Source organism: Mycetocola sp. Y444, assembly GCF_059445295.1.
In genome coordinates, this window is sequence record NZ_JCAIUB010000001.1 from 464,924 (window position 1) to 480,591 (window position 15,668).

Annotated in this window: 17 protein-coding genes; 7 read left to right on the forward strand and 10 right to left on the reverse strand. The window is 66.0% G+C overall.

All coding sequences use genetic code 11. The features are described from left to right. Positions 1–11: 11 nt before the first annotated feature. The 3 genes from dapE to AC1C2M_RS02220 all read left to right on the forward strand — a co-directional run bounded on the left by dapE (position 12) and on the right by AC1C2M_RS02220 (position 2,578). Positions 12–1,115, forward strand: coding sequence for a succinyl-diaminopimelate desuccinylase (gene dapE, locus AC1C2M_RS02210; protein ID WP_495434459.1), 1,104 nt, complete (start codon positions 12–14; stop codon positions 1,113–1,115). Beyond that, positions 1,102–2,307, forward strand: coding sequence for a putative hexosyltransferase (locus AC1C2M_RS02215; protein WP_483404571.1), 1,206 nt, complete (start codon positions 1,102–1,104; stop codon positions 2,305–2,307). The genes dapE and AC1C2M_RS02215 overlap by 14 nt, the downstream gene beginning before the upstream one ends. A gap of 97 nt (positions 2,308–2,404) precedes the next feature. After that, entirely contained in the window at positions 2,405–2,578 is a 174-nt protein-coding gene (locus AC1C2M_RS02220; protein ID WP_108391459.1) for a DUF3117 domain-containing protein, read from the forward strand. A gap of 147 nt (positions 2,579–2,725) precedes the next feature. On the opposite strand, the gene AC1C2M_RS02225 is transcribed toward AC1C2M_RS02220, so the two are convergent. Next, complete coding sequence (locus AC1C2M_RS02225; RefSeq protein WP_108962175.1) at positions 2,726–3,355, reverse strand: O-methyltransferase; 630 nt, start codon at positions 3,353–3,355, stop codon at positions 2,726–2,728. A gap of 82 nt (positions 3,356–3,437) precedes the next feature. Here AC1C2M_RS02225 and AC1C2M_RS02230 point away from each other — a divergent pair, with 82 nt between their 5' ends. After that, on the forward strand, positions 3,438–3,869 hold the full coding sequence (locus AC1C2M_RS02230) for a twin-arginine translocase TatA/TatE family subunit (protein WP_495435105.1): 432 nt from the start codon (positions 3,438–3,440) through the stop codon (positions 3,867–3,869). Between the two features lie 17 nt (positions 3,870–3,886). Here the strand turns inward: AC1C2M_RS02230 and AC1C2M_RS02235 are convergent, their stop codons facing one another. From AC1C2M_RS02235 to AC1C2M_RS02250, 4 genes are all read right to left on the reverse strand, one after another. Continuing rightward, on the reverse strand, positions 3,887–4,615 hold the full coding sequence (locus AC1C2M_RS02235; RefSeq protein ID WP_495435106.1) for a hypothetical protein: 729 nt from the start codon (positions 4,613–4,615) through the stop codon (positions 3,887–3,889). 114 nt (positions 4,616–4,729) lie between these two features. Next, positions 4,730–5,902 (reverse strand): Mrp/NBP35 family ATP-binding protein, encoded by a 1,173-nt coding sequence (locus AC1C2M_RS02240; RefSeq protein WP_495435107.1) that lies wholly within the window; start codon positions 5,900–5,902, stop codon positions 4,730–4,732. Then, the gene (locus AC1C2M_RS02245) at positions 5,889–6,401 is read right to left on the reverse strand and encodes a DUF1003 domain-containing protein (protein ID WP_108962171.1); all 513 of its coding nucleotides are present in this window, start codon (positions 6,399–6,401) and stop codon (positions 5,889–5,891) included. The genes AC1C2M_RS02240 and AC1C2M_RS02245 overlap by 14 nt, the downstream gene beginning before the upstream one ends. Continuing rightward, positions 6,394–7,677: a magnesium transporter MgtE N-terminal domain-containing protein gene (locus tag AC1C2M_RS02250; protein WP_108391454.1), complete on the reverse strand. Its 1,284-nt coding sequence runs from the start codon at positions 7,675–7,677 to the stop codon at positions 6,394–6,396. The genes AC1C2M_RS02245 and AC1C2M_RS02250 overlap by 8 nt, the downstream gene beginning before the upstream one ends. An 87-nt stretch (positions 7,678–7,764) precedes the next feature. Between AC1C2M_RS02250 and AC1C2M_RS02255 the strand changes: the two genes are divergently transcribed. Continuing rightward, the gene (locus AC1C2M_RS02255) at positions 7,765–8,265 is read left to right on the forward strand and encodes a YflT domain-containing protein (protein ID WP_483404567.1); all 501 of its coding nucleotides are present in this window, start codon (positions 7,765–7,767) and stop codon (positions 8,263–8,265) included. Positions 8,266–8,382: 117 nt separating this feature from the next. On the opposite strand, the gene AC1C2M_RS02260 is transcribed toward AC1C2M_RS02255, so the two are convergent. Both AC1C2M_RS02260 and AC1C2M_RS02265 read right to left on the reverse strand, forming a co-directional pair. Beyond that, entirely contained in the window at positions 8,383–9,825 is a 1,443-nt protein-coding gene (locus AC1C2M_RS02260) for an aminopeptidase P family protein (protein WP_495435108.1), read from the reverse strand. Positions 9,826–9,878: 53 nt separating this feature from the next. After that, positions 9,879–10,898: an endonuclease/exonuclease/phosphatase family protein gene (locus AC1C2M_RS02265; RefSeq protein ID WP_495435109.1), complete on the reverse strand. Its 1,020-nt coding sequence runs from the start codon at positions 10,896–10,898 to the stop codon at positions 9,879–9,881. Between the two features lie 80 nt (positions 10,899–10,978). Between AC1C2M_RS02265 and AC1C2M_RS02270 the strand changes: the two genes are divergently transcribed. Further along, positions 10,979–11,875, forward strand: coding sequence for a PHP domain-containing protein (locus AC1C2M_RS02270; protein WP_495435110.1), 897 nt, complete (start codon positions 10,979–10,981; stop codon positions 11,873–11,875). Positions 11,876–12,588: 713 nt separating this feature from the next. On the opposite strand, the gene AC1C2M_RS02275 is transcribed toward AC1C2M_RS02270, so the two are convergent. Continuing rightward, on the reverse strand, positions 12,589–14,001 hold the full coding sequence (locus AC1C2M_RS02275) for a DEAD/DEAH box helicase (protein ID WP_495435680.1): 1,413 nt from the start codon (positions 13,999–14,001) through the stop codon (positions 12,589–12,591). Between the two features lie 151 nt (positions 14,002–14,152). Between AC1C2M_RS02275 and AC1C2M_RS02280 the strand changes: the two genes are divergently transcribed. Beyond that, positions 14,153–14,866 (forward strand): ferritin-like fold-containing protein, encoded by a 714-nt coding sequence (locus tag AC1C2M_RS02280; RefSeq protein ID WP_232528829.1) that lies wholly within the window; start codon positions 14,153–14,155, stop codon positions 14,864–14,866. A gap of 156 nt (positions 14,867–15,022) precedes the next feature. Here the strand turns inward: AC1C2M_RS02280 and AC1C2M_RS02285 are convergent, their stop codons facing one another. Further along, positions 15,023–15,310, reverse strand: coding sequence for a hypothetical protein (locus AC1C2M_RS02285; RefSeq protein ID WP_495435111.1), 288 nt, complete (start codon positions 15,308–15,310; stop codon positions 15,023–15,025). 6 nt (positions 15,311–15,316) lie between these two features. Beyond that, positions 15,317–15,541 (reverse strand): DUF3107 domain-containing protein, encoded by a 225-nt coding sequence (locus AC1C2M_RS02290; protein ID WP_483404562.1) that lies wholly within the window; start codon positions 15,539–15,541, stop codon positions 15,317–15,319. Positions 15,542–15,668 lie beyond the last annotated feature (127 nt).

The following is a 15,668-nucleotide window of genomic DNA, read 5'->3' on the forward strand; positions in this document are numbered from 1 at the left end:
AGACTGATCGCATGCCGGACTCGCCAGTGCCATCGCCTGCCATCGATCTCTCCGCGTCGAGCGTCGACATCACCCGAACTATCTGTGACATCGAGTCGGTCTCCGGCAACGAAGCGCCCCTTGCGGATGCCATCGAGCGCGCGCTGGCCGACTGCAGTCACCTCGAGATCATCCGAGTGGGCAATACCGTTGTCGCGCGGACGACCGGTGGCAAGTCGAAGCGGGCCATCATCGCCGGCCACATCGATACCGTGCCGGTCAACGCCAACCTCCCGACCCGGTTTGAGACGATCGACGGCAGGGACTACCTGTGGGGTCGTGGCACCGCCGACATGAAGAGCGGTGTCGCCGTTCAGTTGAAGCTCGCGGCTGAGCTGACGGACCCCGCCATCGACGTGACCTGGATGTGGTACGACGGCGAAGAGGTCGAGAGCGACAAAAATGGCCTCGGCATTCTCGCCGCGTCTCGACCTGACCTTTTCGAGGGCGACTTTGCCATTCTCGGTGAGCCGACCCGGAGCGATATCGAGGGCGGATGCAACGGCACGGTGCGCATCGACGTTGTCACTCGCGGACGCCGGGCACACTCCGCGAGGAGCTGGGTGGGGGAGAACGCGATCCACCGGGCCGCGCAGGTACTGAATATCCTTGCGGCCTATTTGCCGGCATCCGTTGAGGTCGATGGCCTCGTCTACCGTGAGGGACTCAACGCCGTCGGAATCTCGGGCGGCATCGCCGGGAACGTGATTCCCGATGAGTGCCGGGTGCACATCAACTACCGTTTTGCCCCGAACCTGACGGCGGGCGAAGCGGTCAGCCACCTCCGTCAGCTGTTCGGCGGATTCGAGATCGAGGTCGTCGACGCCGCTGATGGCGCGAGGCCGGGTCTCGATGCGCCGCTCGCACAGGAATTCATGAGGGCCGTCGGCGGTACAGCGCTCCCGAAATACGGCTGGACCGACGTCGCCCGGTTCTCGGCCCTCGGCATCCCCGCCGTGAACTATGGCCCTGGGGACCCGCTCACCGCGCATGCCGATGACGAACGTGTCGCACTCGATGAGATCGTCGCGTGCGAGAACGGGCTGCGTACGTGGCTGACCGGTGCGGCCGCCTGAGCTCTGGCGCCGGCTGCGCTGGTGGGGGCGTGTCCTCGCCATCGCTGCAGCAGGGCGGCTGATTTCGACAGCGATCCTCGTCTGGTTCGCGAAGCTCCAGCCTGCCAACGCCTGGACGGGTCCGTCGCCCGCGTACGCCGACTTCGCCTCGCTCTGGGATGGCCGGTGGTACCAGATCGTTGCTCTCTCCGGGTATCCGGCAGAGTTGCCGGTCGACGCTGACGGTCACGTCGCAGAGAACGCGTGGGCGTTCATGCCCGTGTATCCCGCGGTCGTGCGGCTCGTCATGGGGCTTACCGGACTGGGCTGGGCGCCAGCGGCTGTACTTGTGTCCGTGCTCGCGATCTTCGCTGCGACGCTGGTCTTTTATCGGTTGATGCGACTCGTTCTCGACGAATCGACCGCCCTGTTCAGCGTGGTGCTGTTTTCGGTTGCCCCACTCTCGCCCATTCTTCAGGTCGCGTACGCGGAATCGTTGCACGTGTTGCTGCTCGCGGCCGCGCTCTACCTCGTTCTCACCCGTCGTTATCTCCCGGCTGCGGGGGTGATCGCCGTGATGTGTTTCACGCGCCCGTCCGGACTTGCGTTCTCACTCTTCCTCGTCCTTCACGTCCTGGTGCGCTGGTTCCGGCGCCGTACGACGGGGGAGAGTCTCCCGGACCTCGTACCACCCGCGGCGCTCGCTGTGTTGAGCGGAGTTCTCGGTCTGGCCTGGCCCGCTATCGCGTGGGCGGTCACCGGGTCGATCACCGCATACACCGACACTGAGCTCGCGTGGCGGAGCGCGTACATCGGTCACGGCCACCTGGTGCCGTTCGCGCCGTGGTTCCAGGGACTCGGCTGGTGGGCCACCAACGGGCTCGGTCTTCCAGACTCGCCCTGGTGGGGGGTCCTGGGTGTGACGGTGCTCGTCGTACTCGCGGTGCTCGGACTCCTCTCGCCACCGGCACGGAAGCTCGGTATCGATCTCCGGCTCTGGCTTGCGAGCTACCTCATCTACCTCTTCGCCGTGTTCTTCCCGCAGTCGAGCACCTTCAGGCTCCTCGTACCGCTGTTTCCGGCCGCGGGTGCGTTCGCCGTTCCACGCTCGCGTGTGTACCGGGTGGGTCTTGTTCTCGCCTCGATCGCGGGCCAGATCGGGTGGGTACTCATCGCGTGGCGCGTCGACGGTTACGACTGGACTCCGCCGTGATCTGGTGTCCCCAGTTTGGGTGAGTCTGCGGGCCGATTTCGTTCGTTCACAGCGGGTAGCGGATAATAGGAGGACAAAGCAACGAAAGGGGAGCCGAATGGCCGCGATGAAGCCGAGGACTGGCGACGGACCAATGGAGGCCGTGAAGGAGGGTCGGCTGATCATCGTGCGGGTTCCGCTCGAAGGCGGTGGGCGCCTGGTTGTGTCAGTCAACGACGCCGAAGCCAGGGAACTTCACGACGCGCTGGCTGGGGTTGTTGCAGTCAGCTAGACCGATTTTAACTACGAGGCGCGGATGTGCGTGGTCATCGACCACAGGCATCCGCGCCTCGTCCTGTTAACGCCTTGTCCTGTTAAGGGGTACGCCCGCTCATGATGCGGCTCACTGCGGTCAGTGCGCCGTCACGCTGGCGGATGCCTAGGCGAGCTTGGTGATCTGGAGCAGACCGTCGCCGACGGGGGAGAGCGCACTCACAACGGCGCTCGATGACGCGATCTCCTGCACGAGGGTGCGGAACGCGCTGGTAACGTCGTCGCGCTGTGCCGGGTCAGCGACCCTGCCCTTCCAGAGCGCGTGAGGGACGAGGACGGTGCCGCCGGCCCTCGCGAGGCGAAGTCCGTGCTCGACGTTCTCGATCACCTGCGTTGGATCGGCGTCGACGAAGACGATGTCGTAGGAGTTCTCGTTCATCCGCGTGAGCACGTCGAGGGACTTGCCGGTGATCAGGCGAACCCGGTTCGGTGCGACCCGGGCATCGGCAAACGTCTGGCGGGCATAGCCCTGGTGCTCGGCCTCTGAGTCGATGGTCGTGAGGACGCTCCTCTTCGACGGTGACAGCAGCCACAACCCTGAGACGCCGGAACCGGTGCCGATCTCGACGACGTTGACGGCGGCTGTGGTCGCGGCGATAACGGCGGCCTGCGCTCCCATGGCCGGTGAGATCGGTTCGATGCCGAGCTCAAGAGACTGTGCGCGGGCCTTCTGGATCGAATCGGACTCGGTGACGATGTAGTCGGCATATTTCCAGTTCGAATCTTGTTCTGACACTTCAGCTCCCGGTGGTGGTTCGCCCAAGAGTAGCGGAGCCGTGTCGTGCGTTTTGTCAGGCGCGGCGCGATAGTCTGAACTCGTGTTCTTCGGCCTCACTTTCGAGAAGCTCCTCATCATCGGGGTGATCGCTGTCTTCCTGCTCGGACCCGAGCGCCTCCCGACGTATGCAGCACAGCTCGCGAGGCTCATCCGGTCGCTGCGCGACATGGCCCAGGGGGCCAAGGAACGCATGCGTGAGGAGATGGGGCCCGAGTTCGACGAGGTCGACTGGAAGAAACTCGACCCGCGTCAGTACGACCCGCGCCGCATCATCCGCGAGGCGCTGCTCGACGACTCTCCGCCTGAACCCGTTATCGCCCCGCCGAGTTTCGATAAGACCGCTGCTGTTCCCGCTGACGACGACGATCTCGTGTGGCAGAAGCCTCGAAAACCCCGCCCGTCCGATCGGCAGCAGCAGATCCTCGAGGGCAACGCCGTGGCCGCGCCACCGTTCGACCTCGAAGCAACCTGACGCGAAGAATCGGCCCGTCACGGCATCCCGCATGCCGATCTCACGAAACCGTAGAGAGCGTCGCGGGTCGCGTCGTCGACCGGGAAGCTGTAGCGCCCATCGGTGTCGTCGACACTCACCGCCAGGACGAGCACCGTTCCGATCTTGTCTTCGGCAACGGCGTGCGGGTCACAGCGTGCCGGCCGGATCGGCAGCACTGCGGACTGAGGGGCAGATGCTCCGCTGACGGCCAGGGAGAGCGGCCAGCCTTCCGATCCGTCCGCTGGGGCGAGCAGCGGCGTCGACGCGACCGACGAGAACCGGATCGTTCCCTCTTCGCCCGTCGGTGTAACCAGCAGTGTGAGCCTGGCCACAGCATCCGGCCCTGTGCCGTCGATATTGAGCGGGCCCGTGACAGAGACTGTGGCGATCCGGTCGACGGTGGCTGACACGCAACCGGTCTGATGCAGCCGCTGGAGAGTGTCGAGCCGATCGAGGGGGCTCGTGACGATGTCCGGCGCCCCTCTGAATTCCACAGCGAGCGACGGGCCCGGTGGGTCTGCCGTCCCTGTCGCACAATTCGCTGCAGGCACCGCCGTCCGGAGGTCCACCGTGCGGCCCGCCGCGATCGTGGTTCCCGACCAGCGCGCCGGTTCGGCGAACCCTGGCCAGGTGAGGACGGCGTCGTCGACCGTGATGCTCTCGGCACCGCCGTTGACGACGCGGAGGACGAGGGTGCCGCTCGAGTAATCGGTTCGGCCCTGCATTACCTCGAAGCTGAGGTCATCAGCGGTGTCCGTCGGCGGCGTTGAACAGCCCGCCAGAAACACGAGCGAAGCGGCGAGTCCCGCAAGGACACCCCGCCGCACAGCATCCGCCGATCAGGCCGGGGCCAGCCCGAGCCGCCGGCCGGCGAGACCGCGTCCGCGGGCAAGCAACTGGTCGGCGATCGAACGGATGGCGACGCTCGCCGGGTCGTCGGGATCCGCCAGGACAACCGGTACCCCGGTGTCGCCACCCGACCGGAGCGGAACGCTCAGCGGAACACTCGCGAGCAGGGGCACGTCGGGGGCGTCGGGCGTTGCGCTCAGCCTACGGGCGAGTTCAGCGCCACCACCGGAGCCGAAGAGTGAGAGGACGCTGCCGTCAGGCTGCACGAGCCCAGCCATGTTTTCGATGACCCCGATGACCTTCTGGCCGGTCTGCCTCGCCACGATTCCGCTGCGCTCGGCGACGTCGGCCGCTGCTGGCTGCGGGGTGGTGACGACGAGGACCTCGGCGTTCGGCAGCAGCTGGCCGAGCGAAATCGCCACGTCGCCCGTTCCCGGTGGAAGGTCGAGGAGGAGGACATCGAGGTCGCCGAAGTACACGTCGGTGAGGAACTGGCTGATCGTGCGGTGCAGCATGGGGCCACGCCAGGCAACGGCCTGTGTCGCTTGTCCGTCCGCCTTGCCGAGGAACATGCCGATCGAAATCACCTTCACGCCGTACCCGATGGGAGGCAGGATCATGTCACCCACCTGCGTCGGTGTTCTGAGCGATGTCTCGTCAGCGGTGGCATCCGTCAGTCCCAGGAGGCCCGGGATCGAGAACCCGTGGACGTCAGCGTCGACGATACCGACGCTCAGGCCCCTCGAGGCGAGCTCGGCGGCGAGGTTCGCGGTGACGGTCGACTTGCCGACGCCACCCTTTCCGCTCGTCACGGCGTAAACCTTGGTGAGCGTGCCGGGGCCGAACGGCATCACCCGCGCGGCCTTCGGGCCGCGGAGCGACTCGGTGAGCGCGCGTCGTTCCTCCGGCGTCATCACGCCGACGGCGATGTCCGCACTCGTGACGCCCGGCACCCGGGAGACCGCTGCCGTGACATCGCGTTCAATCGCTGTGGCCGCGGGGCAACCGACGATCGTCAGTTTGATGGCGACGGATGCTGCCCCGTCTGCGGATACCGCAATGTCACCGACCATGCCCAGTTCGGTGATCGGCCTGCGAATTTCCGGGTCGATCACCGTGGCGAGTTCGTCGGCGATGCGGCGTTCGAGGTCAGTTCCTGGCATCGTCCTTGTCCTTCTCGAGTTCTTCGAGAAGCGACCGGAGTTCCTGGCGGATGAAGTCCTTCGATGCCATGTCCTTCATCGCGAGTCGCAGGGCCACGACCTCACGGGCGAGGTACTCGGTGTCGTTGAGGTTGCGTTCGGCGCGCTGTCGGTCCTGTTCGATCTGTACCCGGTCACGGTCGTCCTGGCGGTTCTGGGCGAGGAGGATCAGCGGGGCAGCGTACGAGGCCTGAAGCGAAAGGATGAGCGTGAGCGCGGTGAAGCCGAGGGCTGCCGAGTCGAAGCGGAAGTCCTCGGGACCCCAGGTGTTGTACGCGATCCAGGCGAGACAGAACACGGTGAGGCCAGCGAGGAACCCCGGGGTACCCATGGCGCGGGCGACCCACTCGGTGAACCGCCCGAACCTGTCGCTCGACTCGCGTCCCCGGCCGGGGAGCATGGACGGACGGAGGCCCTTGGGGGCGTCAAGGCGCACGTCGTTCCTGCGGATCTTAGCCATGAGTCGCCCTCCTTCCCTGTGGTTTGTGCGTGATCACCGGTTCGTCGTTCTGACTTCGCCAGTCTTCGGGCAACAGGTAGTCGAGGACATCGTCAATTGTCACCACCCCGACGAGTCTGTGTGTGTCATCGACGACAGGAACCGACACGAGGTCATAACTGGCCAGGATCCGGGAGACTTCGGCCGCCGAAGCCTTCGCCGTCACTGGGTCGAGGCTCTGGTCCATGATCGTGCCGAGGCGTTCATGCGGCGGATAACGCAGCATCCGCTGGAAGTGCACGATACCGAGGTACCTGCCGGTCGGCGGTTCATACGGCGGGAGGGTCACGCAGACCGCCGCACCGAGTGCCGGCGGGAGTTCGGGGCGCCGGATGAGGGCGAGGGCCTCAGCGACCGTGGAATCGGCGGAGAGGATGACGGGTTCCGTGGTCATGAGGCCGCCGGCGGTGTCGGGGGCGAACGCGAGGAGCATACGCACGTCCTCGGCCTCCTCGGGCTCCATCAGCTCGAGCAGGTGTTCACCGCGGTCGAGGGGAAGCTGTGCGATGAGGTCGGCGGCGTCGTCGGGCTGCATCTGGTCGAGGACGTGCGCGGCGCGGCCGTCGCCGAGTTCGGTGAGGATGGCGACCTGGTCGGTCTCCGGCATCTCTTCGAGGGCGTCGGCGAGCCTGTCGTCCGGGAGTTCCTCGACGACCTCGATCATGCGGTCCTGCGGCAGGTCGAGCAGGGTGTTGGCGAGGTCAGCGGGCTTCAGATCTGAGTACGTTGCGATGAGCTGCTCAGCCGACTGGCCCTCAGGTCCAGACTGCTTCTCCCGGATCTCCCGCCAGGTCGCGAACGTCGTGGTGCCCTTCGCGAACGGAGAGGGTGACAGCTTCGGGCGCCTGACGAAGTACTGGCTTACCGCCCACGCGCCAGGGCCGACCTCTTCGATGGCGATGTCCTCGATGGTCGCTTCACCGGATCCGTCGACGAATTCGACCTTGCGCCCCAGGAGTTCGGCGATCACACGCACCTCGCCTCCCCGCTGTTCGAACCGGCGCACGTTGATGAGACCCGTTGTGATGATCTGGCCAGCGGCGATCGATGTAACCCGGCCGATCGACACAAAGACACGTCGTTTGCCGGGGATCTCGACGATGAGCCCGACAACACGCGGCGGGTCGCTCTTGCGGTACACGACGAGCACATCGCGCACCTTACCCACGCGGTCACCCGCTGGGTCGAAGACTGTGCAGCCGGCAAGCCGGGCGACGAAAACTCTCGATCCACTCACCCCTCTAACTTAGTGCCGTTCCCTGTACGGGGGTGGGGGTGAACGTCCGGGGCTGCGGTTCACGGGCGCCGGTGTGAGAATGGAGGGGTGAGCAATCAGCAGCAGCGCCGAGGCGCAGACCGGTACCCGTTCGAGTCGATGATTCCGCGCGGTGAAACCGTCGCCAGTTTCGAGAGCTACAGGGAAGCGCAGAACGCCGTCGACGTCCTCGCCCAGGCGGATTTCCCCGTCAAGCAGGTGTCGATCGTCGGTGACGGACTCAAGAGCGTCGAGCGAGTGACCGGCCGTCTCAGCTACGGGCGTACCGCTGGTGCCGGCGCGCTGAGCGGCGCGTGGCTCGGTCTGTTCTTCGGGCTTCTGCTCATCATCATCAACCCGGCCGCTGACCTCACCTTCGTCGGTGCCGCTGTGCTCATCGGTGCCGCCTTCGGCATGATGTTCTCGGTTGTGTCGTACGCGCTCAACAGGAGACGCCGCGACTTCACCTCGATCATGCAGGTCATCGCGACGAGCTACACGGTCACCGTGGATCCCGAACTGGCGAACCGAGCACGTAACCTGCTCGAGAGCGCACCGACCAAGCAGTAGCTCTCCGCTTCAGGTTCTTCGCCCGACAGGGCCGAACGAGAAAGCCCCGCCTCAATCGAGGCGGGGCTTTTCTCATTCGCGACCGTGCGGCGAGCCGGGTTGGGGCAGGTCGCCGTCTCAGGCGTTGAGGCCCGCGATCCAGTCCTCGACTTCGTCCGCCGTGCGCGGGATCGCCGCTGAGAGGTTCTCCGCGCCGGTCGCCGTGACGAGGATGTCGTCTTCTATCCGAACGCCGATCCCGCGGAACTCTTCGGGAACGCTGAGGTCGTCGGGCTGGAAGTAGAGCCCGGGCTCGATCGTGAAGACCATGCCTTCCTTGAGCTCACCGTCGTGATACATCTCACGGCGTGCGGCAGCACAGTCGTGAACGTCGAGGCCCAGGTGATGACTGGTTCCGTGCACCATGTAGCGACGGTGGAACTGCTTGTTCGCCTCGAGCGATTCTTCGGCGGTCCCGGGGAGCATGCCCCATGCCGCGGTGTGCCTGGCGATAACCTTCATGGCCTCGGCGTGGACATCCCGAAAGAGGATGCCGGGGCGCACGATGGCGAACGCAGCGTCTGCGGCTTCGCGGACGGCTTCGTAGACCGCCCGCTGTACCTCGGTAAACCGGCCGTTGGACGGGAGCGTGCGGGTGATGTCGGCGGTGTAGAGCGTGTCGACTTCGACGCCAGCGTCAACGAGCATGAGGTCCCCGGGAACCACGGGGCCGTCGTTGCGCGTCCAGTGCAGAATGCACGCGTGAGGGCCAGAAGCGGCAATTGTGTCGTAACCGACGGCGTTTCCGTCGAGGCGAGCCCTCGTGTAGAAGACGCCCTCCACGACCCGCTCGCCGCGCTCGGACGCCGTAATCCTCGGGAAGTCAGCGATCACGTCGCTGAAGCCACGCGCTGTCGCGTCGACCGCGAGCCTGATCTGCTCGATCTCGAAAGCGTCTTTGACGAGGCGCAGTTCGGAGAGGAACGTCGTCAGTTCGGCGTCCTCTTCAACCGTGAGGTCGGCATCCGTCACCTGGAAGCTGTCGATGGGGGCGGTGGCGATGCCGAGATCGGCGGCGACCTGCGCGAGTGATGGGCGTGGCCCGATCCAGAATTCGCCGATGGCGGGATTCGCGTAGAACTCGTTCGACGAGCGGTCGGCGCGCTCGCGGAAGTACAGGGTGGCCTCGTGGCTGCTTCCGGCGGGTTCGAGGACCAGGACGGAATCCGGTTCGCTGTCGGCGCCCCAGCCGGTGAGGTGCACAAAGGCCGAGTGAGCGCGGAACGGGTAGTCGGTGTCGTTTGAGCGCTGTTTGAGCGAACCGGCCGGAACGACGACGCGCTTGCCGACGAAGGCTGCGGAGACGAGCTCCCGGCGCTTCGCCGCGAACGGTGCCTGTGCCCGGGGCTCGGGGAGAACATCGACACGGTCAGCCCAGTTCGATCCGATGTAGTCCTGGAACTCCGTGGAAGCCGGCGTTGTGGAGCGGTTGGAGGTGCCTCGAGGCTCTTCGCTCGTGGTCTCTTCGCTTGCCGGGGCAACGCCGGTGGGGGACTGGATCGTTTCGCTTGCGTTCTGCATCCCTCTATTGTCCACCCCTTCGCTGGGAAGGACGAGAAGCGGCAGTGCCCGCGTCAGCCGCGGGGGCTGAGTTGGACGATCACCGGCCGGTGGTCGCTGCCGGTGCCGTCCTCTTCGGTGGCAACGCGCATTCCAGTGACAGTCCAGTCGGGTGTGGCCATGACGTGGTCTATCGGGGCACCGAGAAGGGCGGGGATGCTGCTCGGCCAGGTGCCCACGGCACCGTTGCCCGACTGTGTGCCCGCGTCGATACAGTTGCCGAGGGCCGCGCCGTCAGTCGTGCCGAGCCCTGCCATGTTGTCGAGTGTCGCGTTGAAGTCGCCGGCCATGATCACGTTGCCCGAGGCGCACTGGGCGGCGAGCCAGTTGAGGTCGTCGCGCCAGTTGTCCATCTGCCCGTCGATGGGTGCCACGGCGTGTGCCGCGACGATCGTCGGGCCGTCACCGTCGATCGGTTCGACGATGACCGTCGGCAGCACCTTCGTGTTCTCGTTGCGTTCGGCGTTACTCGTGACCTTCATGTAGTCGCCGAGGGCAGGGCTGACGAGCACGGTCGTCGATCGCGCGGGCGAAATCTGGTCGAACCATTCGGTGTGCACCCACATCGGCCGGCCAGCGTCACGCATGGCCTCGGCGATCTCGATGCCCGTTTCCTGGGTTGTCTCCGGCAGCGAGATCACGTCGGCATTGGATTCGACGGCCAGGCGGGCGACGGCCGCGGAACCCGGAGCATCACCGAGCGTGTTCCAGCTGAGTACGGTGATGGACTCCGGAGTCTTATCGGCGAAGTCTGTGTTGCCGAAGCCGCGATCGGCGAGGATAAAGCCGTTGGCGGCCACGAAGATGACAAGGAGTGCCGCGATGGTTCCGGCGAAGGCGCGCATCGGCTTCGCGACGGCGAGAAGGGCAAACATGATGATCGCGACGGCAGACATGGCGGTCATGAGTGAGCGCATGCTCGTCACCTGGGCGAGGATCCAGGTCCTCTGAAGATTGAACAGTTCGGGCCAGCTGACGATGAGCAGGAGAACAGCAATCGCGATGGTCACAATCGCGCCGAGAAACTTGAGCATTATCCAGCCACATTACCCACATCGGACTGTGAGAGGACTCCGCGTCAGTGGCGTGTTCTCCCGAGCCATAAGCTGGGACTATGTCAGGGGAGATGTTGTTCCGTGGGCCGAGTGACCTGCACACCCACTCGCGGGTGTCGGACGGCACCGAGCCACCGTCGCAGCTCGTGCGTGAAGCGGCCGCCTCCGGCCTCGGAGCGGTCGCCCTCACTGACCACGATTCAACGGCCGGGTGGCACGAGGCGGCCGGCGAGGCGCGGAAGCAGAACATCACGTTTATCCCGGGTATGGAGTTCAGCACCCGGGTCGGCTACAAGAGTGTTCACCTGCTCGCCTACCTCTTCGACCCGACGTCCGCCGAGCTCGTCGCCGAAACGGCGCGCATCCGTGAGTCGAGGCTCAAGCGCGCGGAATCCATAGTCCGCCGGATCGGGGCCGACTATGCGCTCAACTGGGACGACGTGCTCGCCCAGACGACACCGGGGGCAACGGTCGGTCGACCACACATCGCTGACGCTCTCGTTGCCCGTGGCCACGTGCCGACCCGCAGCGAGGCGTTCACCGGCATCCTTCACCCGCGAAACGGCTATTACCTGCCGCACTACGCGCCCGATCCGCTCCGCGCCGTCACGCTCGTGCGCCAGGCGGGAGGGGTTCCCGTCATCGCTCATCCCGCTACGCGGGGTCGTGATGCCATGATCGACGAGGCCCAGCTGAGCACGCTCGTCGACGCTGGCTTGTTCGGGCTCGAACTGGAGCATCGCGAGAACACCGTGGATGGCAAGATCCGGTTGCGGGAACTCGCTGTGAAATTCGGACTCGTGCTCACGGGCTCCAGCGACTACCACGGTGCCGGAAAACCCAATCGCCTCGGTGAGAACACGACACCGGATGCCGTCGTGCAGGCCATCATCGACGAGGGCACAGGCTCGCAACCGGTCTACCCGGTCGGCAGCGACGAGAAGCTTCCCGGCTGACGCCCGCTGGCTTCCGCCTCCCGCCGGTGTCTGTCGCTCCGGGAGGAGGATCGTGGGGGCCGGCCAGCTATCGGCCACGGGCCCCCGGATGTACCTCCCGAAACGGCTGTGGAGACGCTCGGGTTGGGGGACAGTCAGCCGCGTCCGAACCGGCCGTCGCCCCAGTCGAGCTCGGTTGCGACTCGCCCGGTCTTCCGGAGTTGCGGCGCCCCGGAAGCGCCCGCCCTCCCGCCGGTGTCTGTCGCCTCGGGAGGAGGATCGTGGGGGCCGGACAGCTATCGGCGACGCGGTCCCGGATTCTCCTCCCGAAACGACGGTGGAATGGCCGGCGGGCGCACAGGGGATGGGTGGTGCCTCGGGAGGAGGATCGGGTGAGCCGGACAGCTATCGGCCACGGGCCCCCGGATATACCGCCCGAAACGGCTGTGGAGACGCTCGGGTTGGGAGACAGTCAGCCGGTCCGGCCGGGGAGCCGGCCGTCGCGCCAGTCGAGCTCGGCTGCGACGCGCCGGGTCTTCCGGAGTTGCGGCACCCCGGAAGCGCCCGCCCTCCCGCCGGTGTCTGTCGCCTCGGGAGGAGGATCGTGGGGGCCGGACGGCTATCGGCGACGCGGTCCCGGATTCTCCTCACGAAACGACGGTGGAGGCGGCCGGCGGGCACGACGACGAGAGGCCCGCCCGACATAAGTCGGACGGGCCTCTCGGGGAGTAGCGCTACTCCGGGCGGTTGGTGCGGCGACGCGTGCGCGTGCGACGACGCGGCGCGCTGTTGCCGTCGTGGTGCTCAGGACCCTGGCCGTCGTGGGTGCCAGCGGCAACGACGGGGGCGTCGGTGGCAGCAGCAGCAGGAGCTGCAGTCCGGGTGCGACCGCGTCCGCCGCGGGAGTCGCGCGAACCGCCCTCACGGGGAGCACGGTTCGACGAATCACGCGAGCCGGTCTCACGCGGGCCGCGCGGCGGTGCTGCCACGAGCGTCGACGGACGCAGGCGGCCCTTGGTGCCGGCGGGGATGTCGAGGTCTTCGAACAGGTGCGGGCTCGACGAGTAGGTCTCGGTCGGTTCCGGCTGACCGAAGTCCAGCGCCTTGTTGATGAGCGCCCACTTGTGCAGGTCGTCCCAGTCGACGAACGTCACGGCAATACCGGTTTTGCCAGCGCGGCCGGTGCGACCGACGCGGTGCAGGTAGGTCTTCTCGTCTTCGGGGATCGTGTGGTTGATGACATGGGTGACGTCGTTGACGTCGATTCCGCGCGCCGCCACATCCGTTGCGATGAGGACGTCCTTCTTGCCGGCCTTGAACGCGGCCATGGCGCGTTCGCGCTGCTCCTGGCCGAGGTCACCGTGCACGGCGGCGGCGTTGAAACCGCGGTCGTTGAGTTCTTCGACGAGCTTGGCGGCCGCACGCTTGGTGCGCGTGAAGATCACTGTCTTGCCGCGACCCTCAGCCTGAAGGATGCGGGCGATGACCTCGTCCTTGTCCATGTTGTGGGCGCGGTAGACGAGGTGCTTGATGTTGGCCTGCGTGAGGCCCTCATCGGGGTCAGAAGCGCGGATGTGGATCGGCTTCGACATGAAGCGACGCGCGAGGGCGACGATCGGTCCGGGCATCGTCGCCGAGAAGAGCATCGTGTGACGCGTCGGCGGTGTCTTGGAGAAGAGCTTTTCGATGTCGGCGAGGAAGCCGAGGTCGAGCATCTTGTCTGCTTCGTCGAGCACCATTTCGCGGACGTTCGACAGGTCGAGCAGACGCTGGTTGTTGAGGTCGATGAGTCGACCCGGCGTGCCGACGACGACCTGGGCGCCGGCCTTGAGCTGCTCGATCTGGCCCTCGTACGCCTTGCCGCCGTAGATCGAGACGATCTTCGTCGGGCGGTTCGCGGCCGCGAGCTCGATGTCCTCGGTCACCTGCACGCAGAGTTCGCGGGTCGGGACGACGATGAGCGCGACGACGCCGGGTGCCGGGTCATTGCCGATCCGCTGGAGAAGCGGGAGGCCGAAGCCGAAGGTCTTGCCGGTTCCCGTCTTCGCCTGGCCGATGATGTCCTGGCCGTCGAGTGCGAGGGGGATGGTCTGTTCCTGGATGGGGAAGGGCTCGAGAATGCCCTTCGCCGCGAGGGCGTCTGCCATGTCCTGCTCGACGCCGAGATCAGTAAAGTTCACGTTTATAGTTGCCTGTTCATGCATAAAAGCGGTCTACGCCCTGCATGTTGACCCAGGCGTAGGGTCCCGATCCGGTGCCGGGACAGTCCAAGTCTACCGGAGCACCTACACTGGAGCCGTGGTTTCAAGGTTTCGATACTCCCGGCCGCGTGCGCCGCTGCCCCGCCTCCGGTCCCGCACGAGCCATGTTGTGAAGACGAAGGTGGACTTCGCGGAACTCGCGCCTGACACCTCCGGCTACCTCGGCCTCGTTGCCTACCTGCAGCTCGGGTTCTTCCAGTCGATCTCCATGGTCTCTGCGATCAGCGAGCTGGCGGCCAAGGAGACGCTGTCAACGGCGGCGGGTTTCGCGCTCTCCAAGCACCAGGGGCTCGTCGCCGAGATCCGCCGCCGCGGCGAGGACCCGACTGAGGTCATGGCGCCGTACGTCTCACGAGTCGATGACTTCCTGCTCCTGACGCGGGGGGCATCCGTCAATGAGAATCTGCTGAGCATCTACATCACGCAGGGTTTCCTCGACGATTTCTTCATCAGTTTGTCCGATGGGTTGCCTCACGATGTCGGGGCGAGGTATGCCAGCCTTCTCGGTGCGGACTCCGGAACATCCGGGATTGTCTCGCTGTTGACGGATGCCATCACCGTTGATCCAAAGCGGGCGCACTTTCTTGCAATGTGCGGCAGGCGCCTGCTGGGTGACACCCTCCTGCTCGCGCAGTCTGCTCTCGTTCTCGAGGGGCACAGCGAGTCGGAAGAGGCGCGGATCGAGCCCGTCTTCACCGAGCTCATCGCAACCCACACCCGCAGGATGGACGCGCTCGGCCTTACGGCCTGACCAGGTTACGGCCTGACCAGGTCGTCGATCGCGGCGAGCGGCGTGATCTCCCGCGTCCGGCGTCACTGCCGAGCGGAGTCACCGCCGAGCGGGCACCAACGAACACTGGCCGGACGCTTTCGCGCCCGGCCAGTGAGTGTCGTCTTTTGCTGGGTGTCAGCCGCCGAGCGCCACGAGGCGCTCCCGGTCTGATTCGGCGCGCGTCCGGCCGATCATGAACGCGGATGCGACGGAGACGATGGCAGCGACAGCGAGGGTCGCGATCCAGATCCATCCGCCGTCCCACGCCCAGCCGAGCCAGGTCAGCCCGAGCCAGACGAGTCCGGCGGTGATTCCGCCGATCGCGGGGATGAGCGCGACACCGTGCGTGTCACGCCGTGGCATGACATACCGCGCTCCGGTCCCGATGGCGATGCCGAAGAGCATCACGAAGAGCAGCTCCATGGCCGGTTATCCGACGAAACCGATGCGGCGGGTTTCCTCGCTGCCGATTTCGACGTAGGCGAGGCCAGCGGTGGGCACAATGTACATCTTGCCCTTGTCGTCGCCGACGGTGAAGAAGCTCTTGCCCGAATCGAGGGCATCGGCGATGAGCTTCTCGATCTCGGCTGTTGACTGGGACGACTCAAAGCTGAGTTCGCGACCGCTGTTGGTGATACCGATACGGATTTCCACTTGGCAGACCCTTTCGTTGCGTTACGCCCAACATTACGGCAGTTGATCAGCCGCCCGGGCCGGGACGCACTCGCCGAGAGCGAACAGTGCGGCGCTCCGCCGAGGGGATGTCCGGGGTCGGTTATAC

Excerpts from the sequence above, each read along its gene's own strand:
- AC1C2M_RS02235 (WP_495435106.1), bottom strand. The coding sequence starts at position 4,615 with ATGCAGGGCCGAACCGATTACTCGAGCGGCACCCTCGTCCTCCGCGTC.
- AC1C2M_RS02275 (WP_495435680.1), bottom strand. The coding sequence starts at position 14,001 with ATGGCAGACGCCCTCGCGGCGAAGGGCATTCTCGAGCCCTTCCCCATC.
- AC1C2M_RS02285 (WP_495435111.1), bottom strand. The coding sequence starts at position 15,310 with ATGGAGCTGCTCTTCGTGATGCTCTTCGGCATCGCCATCGGGACCGGA.
- AC1C2M_RS02240 (WP_495435107.1), bottom strand. The coding sequence starts at position 5,902 with ATGCCAGGAACTGACCTCGAACGCCGCATCGCCGACGAACTCGCCACG.
- dapE (WP_495434459.1), top strand. The coding sequence starts at position 12 with ATGCCGGACTCGCCAGTGCCATCGCCTGCCATCGATCTCTCCGCGTCG.
- AC1C2M_RS02260 (WP_495435108.1), bottom strand. The coding sequence starts at position 9,825 with ATGCAGAACGCAAGCGAAACGATCCAGTCCCCCACCGGCGTTGCCCCG.
- AC1C2M_RS02265 (WP_495435109.1), bottom strand. The coding sequence starts at position 10,898 with ATGCTCAAGTTTCTCGGCGCGATTGTGACCATCGCGATTGCTGTTCTC.
- AC1C2M_RS02245 (WP_108962171.1), bottom strand. The coding sequence starts at position 6,401 with ATGGCTAAGATCCGCAGGAACGACGTGCGCCTTGACGCCCCCAAGGGC.
- AC1C2M_RS02220 (WP_108391459.1), top strand. The coding sequence starts at position 2,405 with ATGGCCGCGATGAAGCCGAGGACTGGCGACGGACCAATGGAGGCCGTG.
- AC1C2M_RS02270 (WP_495435110.1), top strand. The coding sequence starts at position 10,979 with ATGTCAGGGGAGATGTTGTTCCGTGGGCCGAGTGACCTGCACACCCAC.